The sequence below is a fragment of the Antarcticimicrobium sediminis genome (assembly GCF_004348975.1).
GTDB lineage: Bacteria > Pseudomonadota > Alphaproteobacteria > Rhodobacterales > Rhodobacteraceae > Antarcticimicrobium > Antarcticimicrobium sediminis.
In genome coordinates, this window is sequence record NZ_SMFP01000015.1 from 1 (window position 1) to 13737 (window position 13737).

Consider the following 13737-nt stretch of genomic DNA (forward strand, 5'->3'; position numbering starts at 1 on the left):
TGGCCCGACGCGGCTGCGCTGTGTGATGGCTACACCGCATCGGGCCAGCTACCCCTGCGCAAAATAAAGGGGTCATTTTTGGGCGCCGATAGGGGGTCAGGATTGCATGCCGATTGACACTGATTGCTACGAGTGATCGAAAATCTATGCAGCATCTGATGTCCACGGCGGTAAAGCTACCCGCTCGATGCGTCCGCGCAGCGAACGTCCGGTATCCGCCGATTCTGTTGAAAAACTTTTTGCTGCATCTGCAAATTTCAGAAAAGTAGAAGATCGTTCCCTGAAATTCTGATTTACCCAATTTTGGACAGCTTCGCTGGGTGCAATCAGAATTTTGTTCTACCAAATTTGGAGCCAACGTGCTGAATGGGAGTTTTTCAACACAATCCGCCCGACCTGCGTGTTCTTCTTAGGATATTTGGTCTCGAGACATGGGGCCACTTCGGGCTGCCTACTGTCATCTCCCTCAGCACCCGGCCCCAACCCGGTGCTCCAAGATAGCGATGTCGGTGCCGCACCACCGCAAGGCGGCTCCAAGCCAAATTTTCTGGCACTGCGGTGCGAACGACTGGCACATCTGTTTCTGAAGCCAACTTTAGAATGCTGCGAGCGTAGTCTGGGCAAAGCTTCTGGCTTCAATCGGCGAGGACTACGTTCAATGGCCAACTGACCTCGTAGGTGGCTATAGCTTCGTCTTTGGCCAACGTCCGAACGATAGGCGGAATCCGTTCTGCCACCAGAACGCCGTAGAGCTGACCATGTGCAAATTTGTCCTGCCTGCCAAGTGCGAGCAAGTAGTCGACCACCTGATGGACGGCGGCAGCATTCGCTTCGGCCCGCTTCAACTCTATGATGAGCCAGTCACCATTCAGTCGGTCGCGAGCGAGAATGTCGATGCGCCGCGAAGTTAGACCTCCGTCTACCGGGTACTCATCCTGCACAACGTCGTAACGCGCACTCCAAGGCGTCTGATCCCAGTTTGTGAGTATCTGGCGCTGAATCACATATTCTGTCGTGAAACCTTCACCCTCATGCGCTTTGCGATTGAGGGTGAGAACAGAGTGATCGAAGCCGGACAGCGCCTCAAGTGTAGGAATTACATTATCTCGGGCAACAACGAGATGACCCGCGGTTTTGTTTCGCCCTTCAAAAGTGAAAGGAATGTCGGCTGCAACAAACTGCTCGTGATACTTTCCGTTGAATACCGCAGGTCCAAATTCCCCACTTTTCGCGCGAAAAGAGTCGATCGCCATGGACCATTGTCCACCGGATGTCGGTGAAAAAGCGAGATAGACGACGCCCCTCGTGTTGGGCCAGCGGGAGTTACGACGTGGATGATCGTCGCGGATCATGCAACCAAGGCCACTTGCGAGCGCGGCCTCAATCAAATTTTCGACAGGTTGAGTAAGGCGCCAGTTTCGAGCGATGTATGCCTCATCTTCCTGACGCACGAGCAATCCGCCTTCAACGTCCTCGATTATGATACTATTTTCGAAGTTTCGATGCGCCATGCCATTGCCCTGCTCTTTTTTTCAAATGCTAAAATTTCATACATCTGATTTTGGTCGAGTCAATCTACGACTGTAAGCAAGCATTTCTTAGGTTTCCGAAAACATCACTTTTTCCGTATCCTGTCAGTTCATGACGTGTATTGTTTCCTTGGAGCTGCAGATATTGTGGTCTGTTGGCTCAGGATTTCATACGGAAGATGCTTGGTGCCGCCCGCCTGCATCAGCTACGTTACCTCCGAGTACGGAGCTTGGTCACTGCATATTTTTTTGGTTCAACCCTACCGTCACCTCACCACAGCCCGCAGTTTCGGAGGAAAAACAACTCCTCCCTGAACTTACTCCCCCCCGCCTGCGCGGAGGGGAGATGGTGCGAAAACACGTTCACTTAGGTCCATGCGCCCGGTTCATTCTGGTCGTCCAGCAACGCATAGTCCGCGAAGGTCGTTGCCACCGCCTGCCGATATCGATCCCGTTCGTCGGCCTCGCTCGCTGCGACATGGGCACTCAAGGCCACGTCCTTCGGCGGCATATCGATGTGATCCACCCCGAGATCCCCATCAAGGGCACTGTCACCGACACTCGGCTGGTCGGAAACACAGCCTGTCGATGCGCCCCCATCGTTGACCATGGCGCCGGTGGCGACCACAGCGCCTTCGTTCGCCACGGCAATGATTTCGCCAGTCTCCTCGTCCATTGCTTCGGTGACAAGAACTGTGGCCGCCTTGGCTGCATCATCGCCACCGGTGGCTCGATCGGCTTGCGTACCCGCCTCTGAAGCCGCGGGATGAGGCAGTCCGAGGAAAGACGAACCTCGGACATCAGCCGATTTGTGCGACGGAGCCGCACCTGATGGGATATCGTGCTGCGTTTTTATTTGAACCGGGCAATGAGACTTTCGTGTCGATCGCTGCGGATGGGTCAGTGCCCTGCCAATACACCTGTCAGGCAACGACCGACTTTTTTAACCTGTTCCACCGATCTGGCAAACTCAAGACACAGGTATTCACGATCCCTTGTCTGAAAGCTCTCATCTCTGGACTTTCACACTGTTTGTTCTGCTAAGTGAGGCAAGGCAATATGGGGGATTGTGATGCCCACTGCTGGGGCGAAAGAAGCGGCTCTTGTTCAACGACTTGCGGCCGGCGACAGAGCCGCATTCGAACAGGTTTACCACCGGCACAATACATCCCTGGTCCGTGTCGCGACCGGCGTCGTTCGGAACCGCGCGACGGCTGAAGAGGTGGCCCAGGAAACCTGGGTTGCGGTTCTAAAGAGCATTTCTGGCTTTGAAGGGCGGTCTTCGCTGGCAAGCTGGATCTTCTCGATCCTGATCAACAAGGCCCGAAGCCGCGCCAAGCGCGAGGGGCGCATCGTCTCGTTTGATGGCGCGGGCGAGGACGACAATCTGGCGGCCGCCTTTGATGGCCGGGGGCGCTGGAAAAACATGCCCGAGCTTTGGGAGACCCTGACCCCCGAACGCATTCTGGCGGGGCGGAGCGTGATGGCGCATGTGAATGCTGCCATCGAAGCCTTGCCACCAGGCCAGCGGTCCGTGATCATTCTGCGCGCGCAACAGGGGCTGGACGCTGATGACGTCTGCGCCATCCTTGGCATCAGCGAGGGCAACATGCGGGTCCTGCTGCACCGGGCACGTCTGGCGGTTCGGACTGCCCTCGACGGGCTGATGTGACGTGGGGCCTTGCATGTCACCGGACCTGAAATCTTTCTCGGACAGGTGTAACGCGACCCGGTTCCGTTTGTCCTGTTCGTGTGAGGCACGTGAAAAGGACACCGCCAGATGTTGAGCTGCCAAGACGTTGCAACCCGCGCCAGCGCCCTGATCGACGGGGAGCTGGGCACGTGGCAAACCCTCCAGATGCGCCTGCATCTTGCGATGTGCAAAGGGTGCCACCGATTCATCGGCCAAATGCAGACAACCCGCGATCTGACCGAGAGCCTGCCGGCAGCCGATGCGCAGGACGAGGACAACGAGGACCGCATCAGCGCAATCCTGTCCCAGCTTTACGAAGAAAAGCCAGACAGCGGCTGAGGCCCCCGCGACAGGATGCATCGATGTACCAGATCACAGCCGGACCTGTTGCGACGCTCGTTCTGGCGACCATGATGCAGGCAAAGGGGCACGGGCGCGCGCGCCATTGATTACGGGAGCATGTCGATACCGAAGACCCAGACGGTCATGGGCACCGGCATCACTGCCAGCGCAACGGTCAGGGCCACTGCGGCTGGTTTGAAGAGACGGCTAAGGCCGGTCAGGAACAGGATGCCGCCGCCGCCGCCGATCACCGCATTGCCCGGCAGATTGATGACAACCGCCACGAAGAGATAGCGATAGCGGGAAATCAGCGGGCGCAGCCATTTCGGCGCATTGTCGCGCAGCAGCATGACCCGTTCCTCCCGGTCGAGCGGGTGGACATGTTCCAGCAAGGCGCAGGCGCGGCGCATGTGCAGATCGGCCAGGATCCGGTGCAGGCGCGCATAGGGCACCCATTCGCCAGCCCCGTAGGCGAACAGCAGCCCGGCGATCGTGGCCAGATAGAGCCAAGGGGCGATCCATGCCCCCTCGACCGCGAGTATCATCAGGCCGATCTCGATCCCCGGCACGAACGGAACGGCGATCAGAAGCGCGTAGATCAACATCAGCGCGACCAACATGCTGACCTGCGCGCCGGGATGGATGTCCTCTGCGCGTGCGGAAAACCAAGCGATCAGCAGATGGGCGCCATAGGCCAGAATCAGTAAAAGGATCAGGCGCAGGACGACCCGGAAGACCCGGACGGTGGCGGTCCCCTGTGGGGCTTGGGGAAACTCATCCATGCCTTCCCCAATGGAAACGGCCGACAGCGGCGATGGCCCCTCGGCTGGGCTGGCTTTGACGCTCCATGACGATGACGCTCCTATGTTCGACGATGGTGAAAGACCCCGCGCCCCGGGCGACATTGCCAAGGCAAGACACAGCCACGGCCAGCCGAAATTGCGATAGCGCGACCGGACCCGGGCACAGGGCAGAGTGCGTCATGGAAGACTCCCTTTCCACAACAAGTGTCTGACAAGTTCATGGGAAGTAAAGAGAAAGCCCCCGGTATCCCGGAAATGTGAGCGCAGTTGATCCGGTTTCCGGGTGCGACCCGATCCTCACGAAATGGTGTAGACCTGCGGTGAAACACCCGGCGCCCTCGCATGTCACCTGAAGCAGACAACGGGAGGATACCAAATGAAACGTTCACTGATTTCCGCCGCACTGGTGCTGTCGCTGGGTGGCACAGCCGGCCTCGCGCAGGATATGCCCTTTGGCTCAAAGGCGGACAGGGGCTATGCCGCACAGATCTGGGCCTACTTGCAGGAGAGCAAATTGGCCGGGCCGGACATGATCCGCACCACCCCTTACGAGGGAACCGACCCCCATGGCATGATGCTGGAAACCTTCTATACCACGGCCACGATCAACGGGCATGAGGGCGACCTGATCGTGAAGCGCAACTTCGGTCCTGTCGGCGTGACCGAGGATGAGGTTCTGCGCGACCCGGAGACCCATTTGGCCGCCTATACCATCATGTTCCGTCGAGAGGCGGGCTATGATCCCGAGGACGGGGACTGGTTCTGGGTCAAATACCTGCCTGATGGATCGCTGGACGAGACGCCCAACGGCATGGCAATGGCCGGACAGGTGGCCAAGGGCATGGACGAGGGCTGCATCGCCTGCCACCAAGGGGCCGGTGACGACATGGTGTTCACTTCTGACCACCTGGCCAATTAGGCCGGAGTGAGCCAGCCGCGCCGGGATCCCATCACATCCCCCCTGCCCTTGTCCCTGCTCATGGGCGGAACTCTTGGGATCTCGGCGCATCAGGCTGGGCCAAGCACCGCGCCAAGTGTAACATTCCACCGCGCCCGGAGTCGTCCTCACACGGCCAAGACCTGCCCAACGGAGGTGCCCGATGCCCGTCACACTACGAAATCGCTGCGATTCTCTCCTGCACGGGATCGGTCGACGTCTGGCCGGTTACCTGAACCGCCCGAGCCTCGGCTATACGCCCTTCACGCCCTCGGATTTCGATACCCTGTGTCGCACGCTGCGCCCCGGCGACGTTCTTCTGGTCGAGGGGCAGGAGCGGATTTCCAACGCCATCAAGTATTTGACCCAATCCACCTGGTCACATGCCGCGATGTATGTAGGAGACAGCCTGCCCGCAGCACCGGGGGCCGCCGAACCTCACCGGCTGATCGAAGTCAATCTGGGGGAAGGCTGCGTATCGGCGCCGCTGTCAAAATACGCGCGCTTCAATACACGGATCTGTCGTCCCGTCGGCCTGACGCCCAAGGAATGCCGGGCCGTGGCCGATTTCATGGCCGTGCGCGTTGGCCTGAAATACGATCTGCGCAACGTCTTCGATCTGTTGCGCTATTTTTTTCCGACGCCGCCGGTTCCGGTGCGCTGGCGCAGGCGCATGCTGGCCTTCGGATCAGGCGACCCGACGCGGGCGATCTGTTCGTCACTGATCGCACGGGCGTTTCAGTCGGTCCGGTATCCGATCCTGCCTGATGCACGAATGGTGAAGGCGCGAAGCGGATCCAAGTTTGCACGGCGGGAAATCCTGCACATCCGCCATCACTCCCTGTTCGCGCCACGCGATTTTGATCTGTCGCCGTATTTCCAGATCATAAAGCCGCATCTGGCCGAAGGTTTCGATCCACATCTGCTGGAATGGTCCGCCGACCATGCGCCAGAACCCGAGCAGATGGGCGTATCAGCGGCGTAGCGCGCGGATCACCGCCCAGAACGGATGACGCACAGTTGCGTCCGCTGGCCGGCGGAGTGGCCACCAGCCCAACATCTCGCTCAAAATACCACCGGGACCTCGAGCGTGTGTTGTCGCGCCGGGGATTGATCTTCGGATCGGTCAATCTGTCAGGCTTGCCCCAACGCACACCGGCCAGAGACTTTGGGATCATGCTAATGAAACGTTTGTTCCGCAAAGCGACCATCCTTTGAAGACGACGCATCGCGATGCATTACAATCGAATTTCGGTGAGGCTGCGGCGCGCTTGCGGATGGCCATGTGCCAGCCGCCGTTCATAGCGCGTGTTTTGCGCAGCCGCAGCGAACGCCGGGTTCGACGGGCCGCGCCGCAGCATCAGGAAGGACCGCCTGAGCGTCAACTCAGGGCTGACCTTGACTGACATCCTTCGCGTGAGATGGCTTACAGTTTGGCCTCAAAGATGAACTATTGCCAACTCCCAGCTTTATCTGCCTCCGCCGTCCGAGCGAGACTATGCTGGAGCTTCTTGTTTGCCAGCCATATACGACGGAACGCTCACAGCAGGACATGCTGGCCGTGCCCCGCCACGCGATCACGAGAAGGCCCAACCATGGCAGCCGATACACAAGACACCACGATGCGGATCTCGCAGCAGCGTTTCAAACTCCGGGTCTGGATAACATCCCGGCTTTGGGCGCAGGTCATGCTTGGAATGGTCCTGGGATTTGGCCTTGGCTTGCTGCTGAGCGAGTCCGCCGGACTTATCCTCCCCGAAACAGCCGAGGTTGTCGGGCATTGGTTAGCGCTGCCGGGGCGCATATTCTTGGCCTTGATCGCCATGGTGCTGGTGCCGCTGATCTTTTCTTCAATTGTTAAAGGGCTTTCCGGGGCCGGGTCTGGCGACGAATTACGCTCGGTTGGACTGCGGCTTGCCGCTTTCATCCTTGCGACCACGACAGTGGCCGCAACAATCGGTGTGGCGCTTGCTCAGTGGCTGCGGCCCGGCGTGGGGCTCGCCGGGTTTTCGCAGGGGCCTTCCGCGCCAAGCTTGCCGTCCCAGACCGGTGACATACCCGATTTGCCGGCACCGGCCCCCCAAGTATCTGTGCCGGATATGATCGTCCAGATTCTTCCGACGAACCCCACGGCCTCGATCGTGCAGGGTGATATGTTGGCTATTGTTGTTCTGGCCCTGCTGGTTGGCGTCTCGGTCACGCAGCTTCAGCCCGGTCGCGCGCAGCCCTTTTTGGCCTTGATGGACGCGTTGCTGTCGATCTCGATGAACATCGTGAAATGGGCCATGTTTCTCGCGCCTTTCGCGGTTTTTGGCCTGATGGCGCAGCTTGTGATGCGGATGGGATTTGAGACCATGATCGGCATTTCGGGGTATGTCGGAACCGTGCTGCTGGGGCTTGCGGTGCTGTTGTGCCTTTACCTTCTGATCGCGATCCTCTTTGCCCGGATCACGCCACTGCGCTTCGTGCAAGCGGCCGGTAGCAACCTGTTGCTGGCCTTCTCGACATCAAGCTCGTCGGCGGTGATGCCGGTGACAATCCAATCGGCGCGAGAGCTTGGCGTGCCCGAGAACATTGCCAATCTGGTCGTGCCATTGGGGGCGACGATGAACATGGCCGGAACCGCCTTGTATCAGGCGGTGGCCATTCTGTTTCTTGCGCAGCTCGCTGCTGTGGAGCTGACTTCGGTTCAGATCGCTGTGGTTGTCGGCACGCTTGTCGCCTCCAGCATTGGCGCGCCCGGCACGCCGGGGGTCAGCATCGCCATTCTGGTCAGCGTCGCCACAAACATGGGCATTCCCGTCGCGGGCATGGTGATCATTCTCGGCGTTGACCGGTTGCTCGACATGTGCCGGACGGCGGTCAACGTCACAGGTGATCTGGTGGCTGCGGTGCTGTTGCGCTCGGTCGGACGTGATCCCGCCCAATCCGCGTGACGTCAGGTTGCGAAGAAGGCTTGATCCGTCGGCCTATCGAAGAGCTATTACTCCTGTCCACGCGCTCTGAAGCTGTTGGGCGATCAGGCCATGCGACTGCCGGATTCATGACCGTTAAAGTTGTCGGTAAAGGTGTCGGCGACCCGACGATTGAGGTGGCCGAGTGCTTCATGAAGCGCGACTGCCACGATAACGAGCCGCAGCGCACCATATTGATGTTGCGTTGAATGCTTGCATTGGGCCGTTCGTGTACTTTGACACGTTGGGCGGTTTCCCGACTTGCGGCGGAGCAGCATCGCATCTGCAGCATCGAGCTAGAGCGGCCATTCATCCAACACGACCACGGGCGTGGGTTCATTCGTAGCCATGAGGCATGGAACTTTGGCTGGCGCAGAACTCCAAGACCTTCGCAGGCTGCGCGGACTATCGCGGACAACCCTCGCTGCTCTGGCCAGGGTGCATCCTCACACCATCCGATATTGGGAACGCAAGGCAACGGTTGACCTTCGCGGATACGCCCCCGACCGGATATTGCGGGCGCTGGGCTTGGCCGGGCAATCGAGGCGCGGAACCTATCCTGGCCCCCGGTTCTCGGGGTTTTTTGCGTCTATAACACGCGCGCGGGATGGGGGCTTAGTCCAAACGGATTTACCGGCAGTCACAACGCGAACAAACTGGCGGTGCGGCGCGCGGACGCGAAAGGGAACGCCATGCCGGGCAAAGGCGCTACCGGGCAAGACGCGGTGCAGATTTCACGGCGGGCTTTCGACCGGCCCCAAGACCCGCGAAGGCCGGGACCGCATAGCCGAGGCGCAGCGGCGACGCTGGGCGCGCTGGCGGGTAGAACAGAGACGACCTGAGAAAACCTGAAATTCCAATACCACATATTGCTTTCCGACCCCTTTTCGTTTGACGTGCGTTGGTTCCTCGCGATGCTATGTGCGGTGACCAATGAAAGGGATAGTATGTCAAAGAATTTTGGGTTCGAGATCGATCTTCATGGTGCCCGAGTTGTTGTCGAGCGCGAACCGCTGCACTCGGCCTGTTCTACTGACAGCCAGATTGACCATGACATAAGCGCGCTCAAGTCCGAGTTGGACCGCTTGGCCGTCAAGATGAAAAAGGCCGTTCGGGAACAAGCCAACAAACCCTTATTTGATGGCGGCAGAGATGTTTGAGAAGGCCGCGAACCCATAGCCAAGGCGCAACGGCGGCGCTGAGCGCGCTGACGAGTGGACGGCTAACGACCGGACAAAACCTACTAGGCCATTGGTTCGCCGTCCTTGCTTCAACCGAATATCGACAAACCCTTGGTTTGGGGGGGGGCGGGTGCCATTTCTGACACCTTCATAACGGCGGAACCGACTGCCCCGGCATCCGCGCGCATCCGCAATTCAGAAATTTAGGCATGAAGTACATGCCTCAACCTACCGTTCGCCCCATGCACCTTGCGCCCCCAAGCGCAAAATAGTTGGCAGGTATTTTGGCGGGTGCAGGCAGGCTTTCGCCAAATTTCAAAATGATTTCAGAGGGTAATGGCGGACAGTGAGGGATTCGAACCCTCGAGACGGTCTCCCGCCTACACACTTTCCAGGCGTGCGCCTTCGACCACTCGGCCAACTGTCCATGCGGCGGTTATGTGCAGGATCATAGCCACCGATGCAAGCCGGAATTCACCTATTCTTGCACTAATCGCAGACCCGGTGAATTTGGGGGCTATTTTTCTGATCCCGCCTCATCGCAGGGATCCGGCCTGGCCACCTAACCGCACCTTGATGTCAGAAGGTTTCAGGCGCAGCCTCCCACGGCCACGGCAGGCCACTCCACGCCGATGCCCTTACCGGACCCGCACCCCTGCCTGCGGGAGACAGGGGCGCGCTTACAGACAAACAGCTGTCAGGTCTCAGCCATCCACGTCGTGGTCTTGGCGAGGGGCGCCCGGGGCGCCGTTGCCCGTATCCACCGGACCCTTGTCGCCCGGGCGCAGCACCTCGGGGTTGCGCAACCAGATGTCGCGCTGTGCGAACGGGATCTCGATCCCCGCCTCGGCAAACCGTTTGGCAATCTCGTGGTTCATGTCGGATTTCACCGACAGCATCCAGTTCACGTCGCGCAGAATCGCCCGGATCTCGAAATCCAGCGAATCTGCCCCGAACCCGCGGAACACAACATTCGGAGCCGGATTGGCCAGAACCATCGGGTGCGCATTGGCGATCTCGCGCAGGATCGTTTCAACCCTGCGCGTATCGGTGCCATAGGCCACGCCCACCGGCACGATCGCCCGGCCCACAGTGTTGCCACGGGTATAGTTGGTGACCATCCCGCTCACCAGATCGGCGTTGGGGACGATCACATCGGTCCGATCAAAGGTCTCGATCCGGGTCGAGCGCACCGAAATGTCGCGCACATAGCCCATCTGCCCGTTGACCTCGATCCAGTCGCCCTCGGAAATCGGCCGCTCGATCAGCAGGATGATGCCCGAAACGAAATTCGACACGATGTTCTGCAAACCAAAGCCGATCCCGACCGACAGCGCCCCCGCCACGATGGCCAGCGAACTGAGATCAATCCCGGCAGAGGTGATCGCCACCAACGCCGAAAGCAGGATACCGACATAGCCGGTGCCGCTAACCACCGCGTTCTGCCCGCCCGCATCCAGACCGGTGCGCGGCAAAAGGCTGCTCGACAGCGCGCCCTGAAACGCCCGCGTGGCAGCATACCCGATGCCAAAGATCGCAGCAAAAGTCAGGAAATCTGTCGGCGAGATATTGGTATCGCCGACGTTGAACCCAGCCAGGAATCGCGCCCAAAGCTCGGTCATGTCGGCCACCCGCGCGCCCCAGATCAGCGCCAGCACCGGCAATGCCAGCACCGACAGGGCAAAGCCCGCCAGCACCGGCACGATCGAAACCTCGACCGCCTCTCCCACCCCCGAGATCCAAGCATAGACGTCGGACACAAAGCGCTGCAGCACCAGCACCACGCAAAGCACCGCAAGCGTCAACATCGCGGGAAAGACAATTGCCTCAGCCAATATCTGATACCCGGCCGCCGCCAGCAGCGGCGCGGCCCCGGCCACCACCAGCGACAGCCCCCGCAGCGCCGGCGCCATCCGGCGCATGCCAGCGGGCATCGCCTCGGAGTCCGGATCCTCGATCAGGATGATCCGACGCAGCCGCATCAACACCACGGACGCCGCCAGAATGACCGGAAAGACCAGCACCGCGCGCGAGGCTTCGCTGATGGTCTGCACCGTCTCGATCAAGGCAATGGTGCGGTACAGCACCAGCAGCAGCGCCACATAGAGCAGATTGCGCCGTGCCGCCGCCCGCGCCGACGCGGGGAGCGGGATCTGCGCATCCTGATCCCGTTTGGAATACAGCCGGTCGCCCAGCCACAGGAACCCAAGGATGATCATCCCCCAGAGCGGCAGTTCGTTCAGGAACAAGGTGCCGCGCAGCCCGATCGCCTCAGAGGCGTTCACCGCCCGCGTGATCAGGTACAGTCCGACCAGCGGCATCCCGATCCGCCCCAGCGACACGATAAAGCGCCACACGCCGGTCCCGCGCCTGCCCAGGCCGCGCAGATAGCCGCCGGCCCGCTCGGCCCAGGTCCGACCGCGCGCCAGCAGGATCAGCCCCGCGATGGTGAACAGCAAGATCAGCGGCGCGTTGTCGCGCAACCGGTTCAGATCGCGTGCCGCGCGCCAACTGCTCACTGTTTCGTTGCTGATGTCGCGCAGCAGAACCGTCAGATCCCGTAACGCCGTGGTCCAGCCGGCCGGGTTCAAAGGGGTCTCGCCCCGCGACAACAACTGCCGGGTCTGCCGCTCGCGGACGATCCGGTCCAGCTCGGAAATCAGCCCGTCAGCACGGCTATAGGCCTCCTGCGCCACCACGGCGGGCACTTGCAGATCGCGCAACTGCACGGTCAATCGGTCACGCAGGGCAGCGATATCCGCCGGTTCCGCCACCCCGTCAGCGGGGGCCTCTCCCAACGCGGAAAGTTGCGATTTCAGCGTCCCGATCCGCGACGAATTGTGATCGCGCGAGTCCAGAAAGGTCTGGCGGTAGGTCACCAACTGCGCGCGCAATTCCTCCAGCGCCGCGTTCGAGGCCCGGTTGGCGTCAATCGCGTCCTCGGCCCGCTGCGCCGTCTCCAACCAGGCGGTGTAATAGGGATCCTGATTGAGCGGCGCAGTAAGCGTCTTTTCAACGGCGGGGGCCTGCGGGGAGTCGGCGGCGGCCACCGTTTCCTGTTCCGCAGTCCCCTGCGCCACAGTCCCTTGCGCCAGCGCCCCGGCACCGGGCAACGCCAGCAAAACCGCCAGCAGCAGCGCTGTGACAGGCCCCGTGACGGGCCCCGTGACCGCCCCTGCGATCCGCCCTGACACCCGGCGCGGGTGCCCTGCCCGCCAGCCCGCCATCACAGGTCTTCGAACACGCCCGGGATGCTCGCCGGCGCGGCGGTCATCCAATCAGGCACGGGCAGGTTTTTCTCTTTCAGAAAGTCGGGGTTGAACAACTTGGACTGGTAGCGCGAGCCATAATCGCACAGCACCGTCACGATGGTATGCCCCGGCCCCATCTCTTTGGCCATGCGCACCGCACCGGCCACATTGATCCCCGAAGATCCGCCCAACACCAACCCCTCGTCATGCAACAGGTCAAAGATATACGGCAGTGCCTCCGCGTCCGGCACCAGATAAGCATGATCGGGCTTGAACCCCTTGAGGTTCTCAGTGATCCGCACCTGCCCGATCCCCTCGGCGATGGAGCCGCCATCGCTGACCGTCAAATCTCCGCTGGTGTAATAGGAATACAGCGCTGCGCCCAACGGATCGGCAAGCCCGATCTTCACGCCCTTGGGCTGCAACGCCTCGGCCACCCCCGCCAGCGTCCCGCCGGAGCCCACCGCGCAGATGAACCCGTCGACCTTGCCGCCGGTCTGCTCCCAGATCTCGGGGCCGGTGGTTTCCACGTGGGCCTGCTTGTTGGCCACATTGTCGAATTGATTGGCCCAGATCGCGCCATTGGGTTCGGTCCGGGCCAATTCCTTGGCCAGCCGCTCGGAATAGCGCACGAAATTATTCGGGTTGCGATAGGGCGCGGCGGGCACCTGCACCAATTCGGCCCCGGCCAGCCGCAGCATGTCCTTCTTTTCCTGACTTTGGGTCTCGGGGATCACGATCACCGTCTTGAACCCCATCGATGCCCCGACCAGCGCCAGCCCGATGCCGGTATTGCCCGCAGTGCCTTCGACAATGGTGCCGCCCGGCTTCAACGCGCCCCGCGCCACCGCGTCGCGGATGATATAAAGCGCCGCGCGATCCTTGACCGACTGGCCCGGATTCAGGAATTCGGCCTTGCCGAGAATCTCACAGCCGGTCTCTTCGCTCGCCTTGCGCAGCCGGATCAGCGGCGTGTTTCCAATGGCCTCGGCCAGATCCCGTGCGATGCCCATCCTGTCTCTCCATAAACTGGTTCAATATCGATGT

Annotated in this window: 13 protein-coding genes and 1 tRNA gene; 7 read left to right on the forward strand and 7 right to left on the reverse strand. The window is 60.7% G+C overall.

Features of this window, described 5'->3' with window-relative positions; genetic code table 11:
- Positions 1-635: 635 nt before the first annotated feature.
- Together E1B25_RS17970 and E1B25_RS17975 are read right to left on the reverse strand one after the other, a co-directional pair.
- Positions 636-1511 (reverse strand): endonuclease NucS domain-containing protein, encoded by an 876-nt coding sequence (locus E1B25_RS17970; RefSeq protein ID WP_132830981.1) that lies wholly within the window; start codon positions 1509-1511, stop codon positions 636-638.
- A 385-nt stretch (positions 1512-1896) separates the two neighbouring features.
- Positions 1897-2205 carry a hypothetical protein gene (locus E1B25_RS17975; protein WP_132830982.1) on the reverse strand — a complete coding sequence of 103 codons (309 nt, stop codon included), beginning with the start codon at positions 2203-2205 and terminating at the stop codon, positions 1897-1899.
- Between the two features lie 396 nt (positions 2206-2601).
- Between E1B25_RS17975 and E1B25_RS17980 the strand changes: the two genes are divergently transcribed.
- Positions 2602-3201 carry an RNA polymerase sigma factor gene (locus tag E1B25_RS17980; protein ID WP_132830983.1) on the forward strand — a complete coding sequence of 200 codons (600 nt, stop codon included), beginning with the start codon at positions 2602-2604 and terminating at the stop codon, positions 3199-3201.
- A 108-nt stretch (positions 3202-3309) separates the two neighbouring features.
- Positions 3310-3561 (forward strand): zf-HC2 domain-containing protein, encoded by a 252-nt coding sequence (locus tag E1B25_RS17985; RefSeq protein ID WP_132830984.1) that lies wholly within the window; start codon positions 3310-3312, stop codon positions 3559-3561.
- A 110-nt stretch (positions 3562-3671) separates the two neighbouring features.
- Here E1B25_RS17985 and E1B25_RS17990 read toward each other — a convergent pair whose 3' ends face one another.
- Complete coding sequence (locus E1B25_RS17990) at positions 3672-4346, reverse strand: hypothetical protein (RefSeq protein WP_132830985.1); 675 nt, start codon at positions 4344-4346, stop codon at positions 3672-3674.
- Between the two features lie 397 nt (positions 4347-4743).
- On the opposite strand from E1B25_RS17990, the gene E1B25_RS17995 reads away from it, so the two are divergent.
- Together E1B25_RS17995 and E1B25_RS18000 are read left to right on the forward strand one after the other, a co-directional pair.
- Positions 4744-5286 (forward strand): hypothetical protein, encoded by a 543-nt coding sequence (locus tag E1B25_RS17995; protein ID WP_132830986.1) that lies wholly within the window; start codon positions 4744-4746, stop codon positions 5284-5286.
- 181 nt (positions 5287-5467) lie between these two features.
- Complete coding sequence (locus E1B25_RS18000; protein ID WP_132830987.1) at positions 5468-6289, forward strand: C40 family peptidase; 822 nt, start codon at positions 5468-5470, stop codon at positions 6287-6289.
- A gap of 253 nt (positions 6290-6542) precedes the next feature.
- On the opposite strand, the gene E1B25_RS22210 is transcribed toward E1B25_RS18000, so the two are convergent.
- Positions 6543-6713: a hypothetical protein gene (locus E1B25_RS22210; protein ID WP_165937666.1), complete on the reverse strand. Its 171-nt coding sequence runs from the start codon at positions 6711-6713 to the stop codon at positions 6543-6545.
- A gap of 186 nt (positions 6714-6899) precedes the next feature.
- On the opposite strand from E1B25_RS22210, the gene E1B25_RS18005 reads away from it, so the two are divergent.
- From E1B25_RS18005 to E1B25_RS18015, 3 genes are all read left to right on the forward strand, one after another.
- Positions 6900-8240, forward strand: coding sequence for a dicarboxylate/amino acid:cation symporter (locus tag E1B25_RS18005; protein WP_165937667.1), 1341 nt, complete (start codon positions 6900-6902; stop codon positions 8238-8240).
- A gap of 366 nt (positions 8241-8606) precedes the next feature.
- Positions 8607-9110, forward strand: a complete 504-nt coding sequence (locus E1B25_RS22755) for a helix-turn-helix domain-containing protein (protein ID WP_132830989.1) — start codon at positions 8607-8609, stop codon at positions 9108-9110.
- A gap of 95 nt (positions 9111-9205) precedes the next feature.
- Complete coding sequence (locus tag E1B25_RS18015; RefSeq protein WP_132830990.1) at positions 9206-9418, forward strand: hypothetical protein; 213 nt, start codon at positions 9206-9208, stop codon at positions 9416-9418.
- A 358-nt stretch (positions 9419-9776) separates the two neighbouring features.
- Here the strand turns inward: E1B25_RS18015 and E1B25_RS18020 are convergent.
- The 3 genes from E1B25_RS18020 to E1B25_RS18030 all read right to left on the reverse strand — a co-directional run bounded on the left by E1B25_RS18020 (position 9777) and on the right by E1B25_RS18030 (position 13703).
- A tRNA-Ser gene (locus E1B25_RS18020) sits at positions 9777-9866 on the reverse strand.
- A 277-nt stretch (positions 9867-10143) separates the two neighbouring features.
- Positions 10144-12666 (reverse strand): DUF3772 domain-containing protein, encoded by a 2523-nt coding sequence (locus E1B25_RS18025; protein WP_132830991.1) that lies wholly within the window; start codon positions 12664-12666, stop codon positions 10144-10146.
- On the reverse strand, positions 12666-13703 hold the full coding sequence (locus E1B25_RS18030) for a cysteine synthase A (protein ID WP_132830992.1): 1038 nt from the start codon (positions 13701-13703) through the stop codon (positions 12666-12668). Before E1B25_RS18030 ends, E1B25_RS18025 begins: the two co-directional genes overlap by 1 nt.
- Positions 13704-13737: the final 34 nt, after the last annotated feature.

Bases quoted from the DNA above. Each gene is read 5' to 3' on its own strand.
- E1B25_RS18005 (WP_165937667.1), top strand. From the start codon at position 6,900: ATGGCAGCCGATACACAAGACACCACGATGCGGATCTCGCAGCAGCGT.
- E1B25_RS17995 (WP_132830986.1), top strand. From the start codon at position 4,744: ATGAAACGTTCACTGATTTCCGCCGCACTGGTGCTGTCGCTGGGTGGC.
- E1B25_RS18030 (WP_132830992.1), bottom strand. From the start codon at position 13,703: ATGGGCATCGCACGGGATCTGGCCGAGGCCATTGGAAACACGCCGCTG.
- E1B25_RS18000 (WP_132830987.1), top strand. From the start codon at position 5,468: ATGCCCGTCACACTACGAAATCGCTGCGATTCTCTCCTGCACGGGATC.
- E1B25_RS18025 (WP_132830991.1), bottom strand. From the start codon at position 12,666: ATGGCGGGCTGGCGGGCAGGGCACCCGCGCCGGGTGTCAGGGCGGATC.
- E1B25_RS17985 (WP_132830984.1), top strand. From the start codon at position 3,310: ATGTTGAGCTGCCAAGACGTTGCAACCCGCGCCAGCGCCCTGATCGAC.
- E1B25_RS18015 (WP_132830990.1), top strand. From the start codon at position 9,206: ATGTCAAAGAATTTTGGGTTCGAGATCGATCTTCATGGTGCCCGAGTT.
- E1B25_RS17980 (WP_132830983.1), top strand. From the start codon at position 2,602: ATGCCCACTGCTGGGGCGAAAGAAGCGGCTCTTGTTCAACGACTTGCG.
- E1B25_RS17970 (WP_132830981.1), bottom strand. From the start codon at position 1,511: ATGGCGCATCGAAACTTCGAAAATAGTATCATAATCGAGGACGTTGAA.
- E1B25_RS22755 (WP_132830989.1), top strand. From the start codon at position 8,607: ATGAGGCATGGAACTTTGGCTGGCGCAGAACTCCAAGACCTTCGCAGG.
- E1B25_RS17975 (WP_132830982.1), bottom strand. From the start codon at position 2,205: ATGGACGAGGAGACTGGCGAAATCATTGCCGTGGCGAACGAAGGCGCT.
- E1B25_RS22210 (WP_165937666.1), bottom strand. From the start codon at position 6,713: ATGTCAGTCAAGGTCAGCCCTGAGTTGACGCTCAGGCGGTCCTTCCTG.
- E1B25_RS17990 (WP_132830985.1), bottom strand. From the start codon at position 4,346: ATGGATGAGTTTCCCCAAGCCCCACAGGGGACCGCCACCGTCCGGGTC.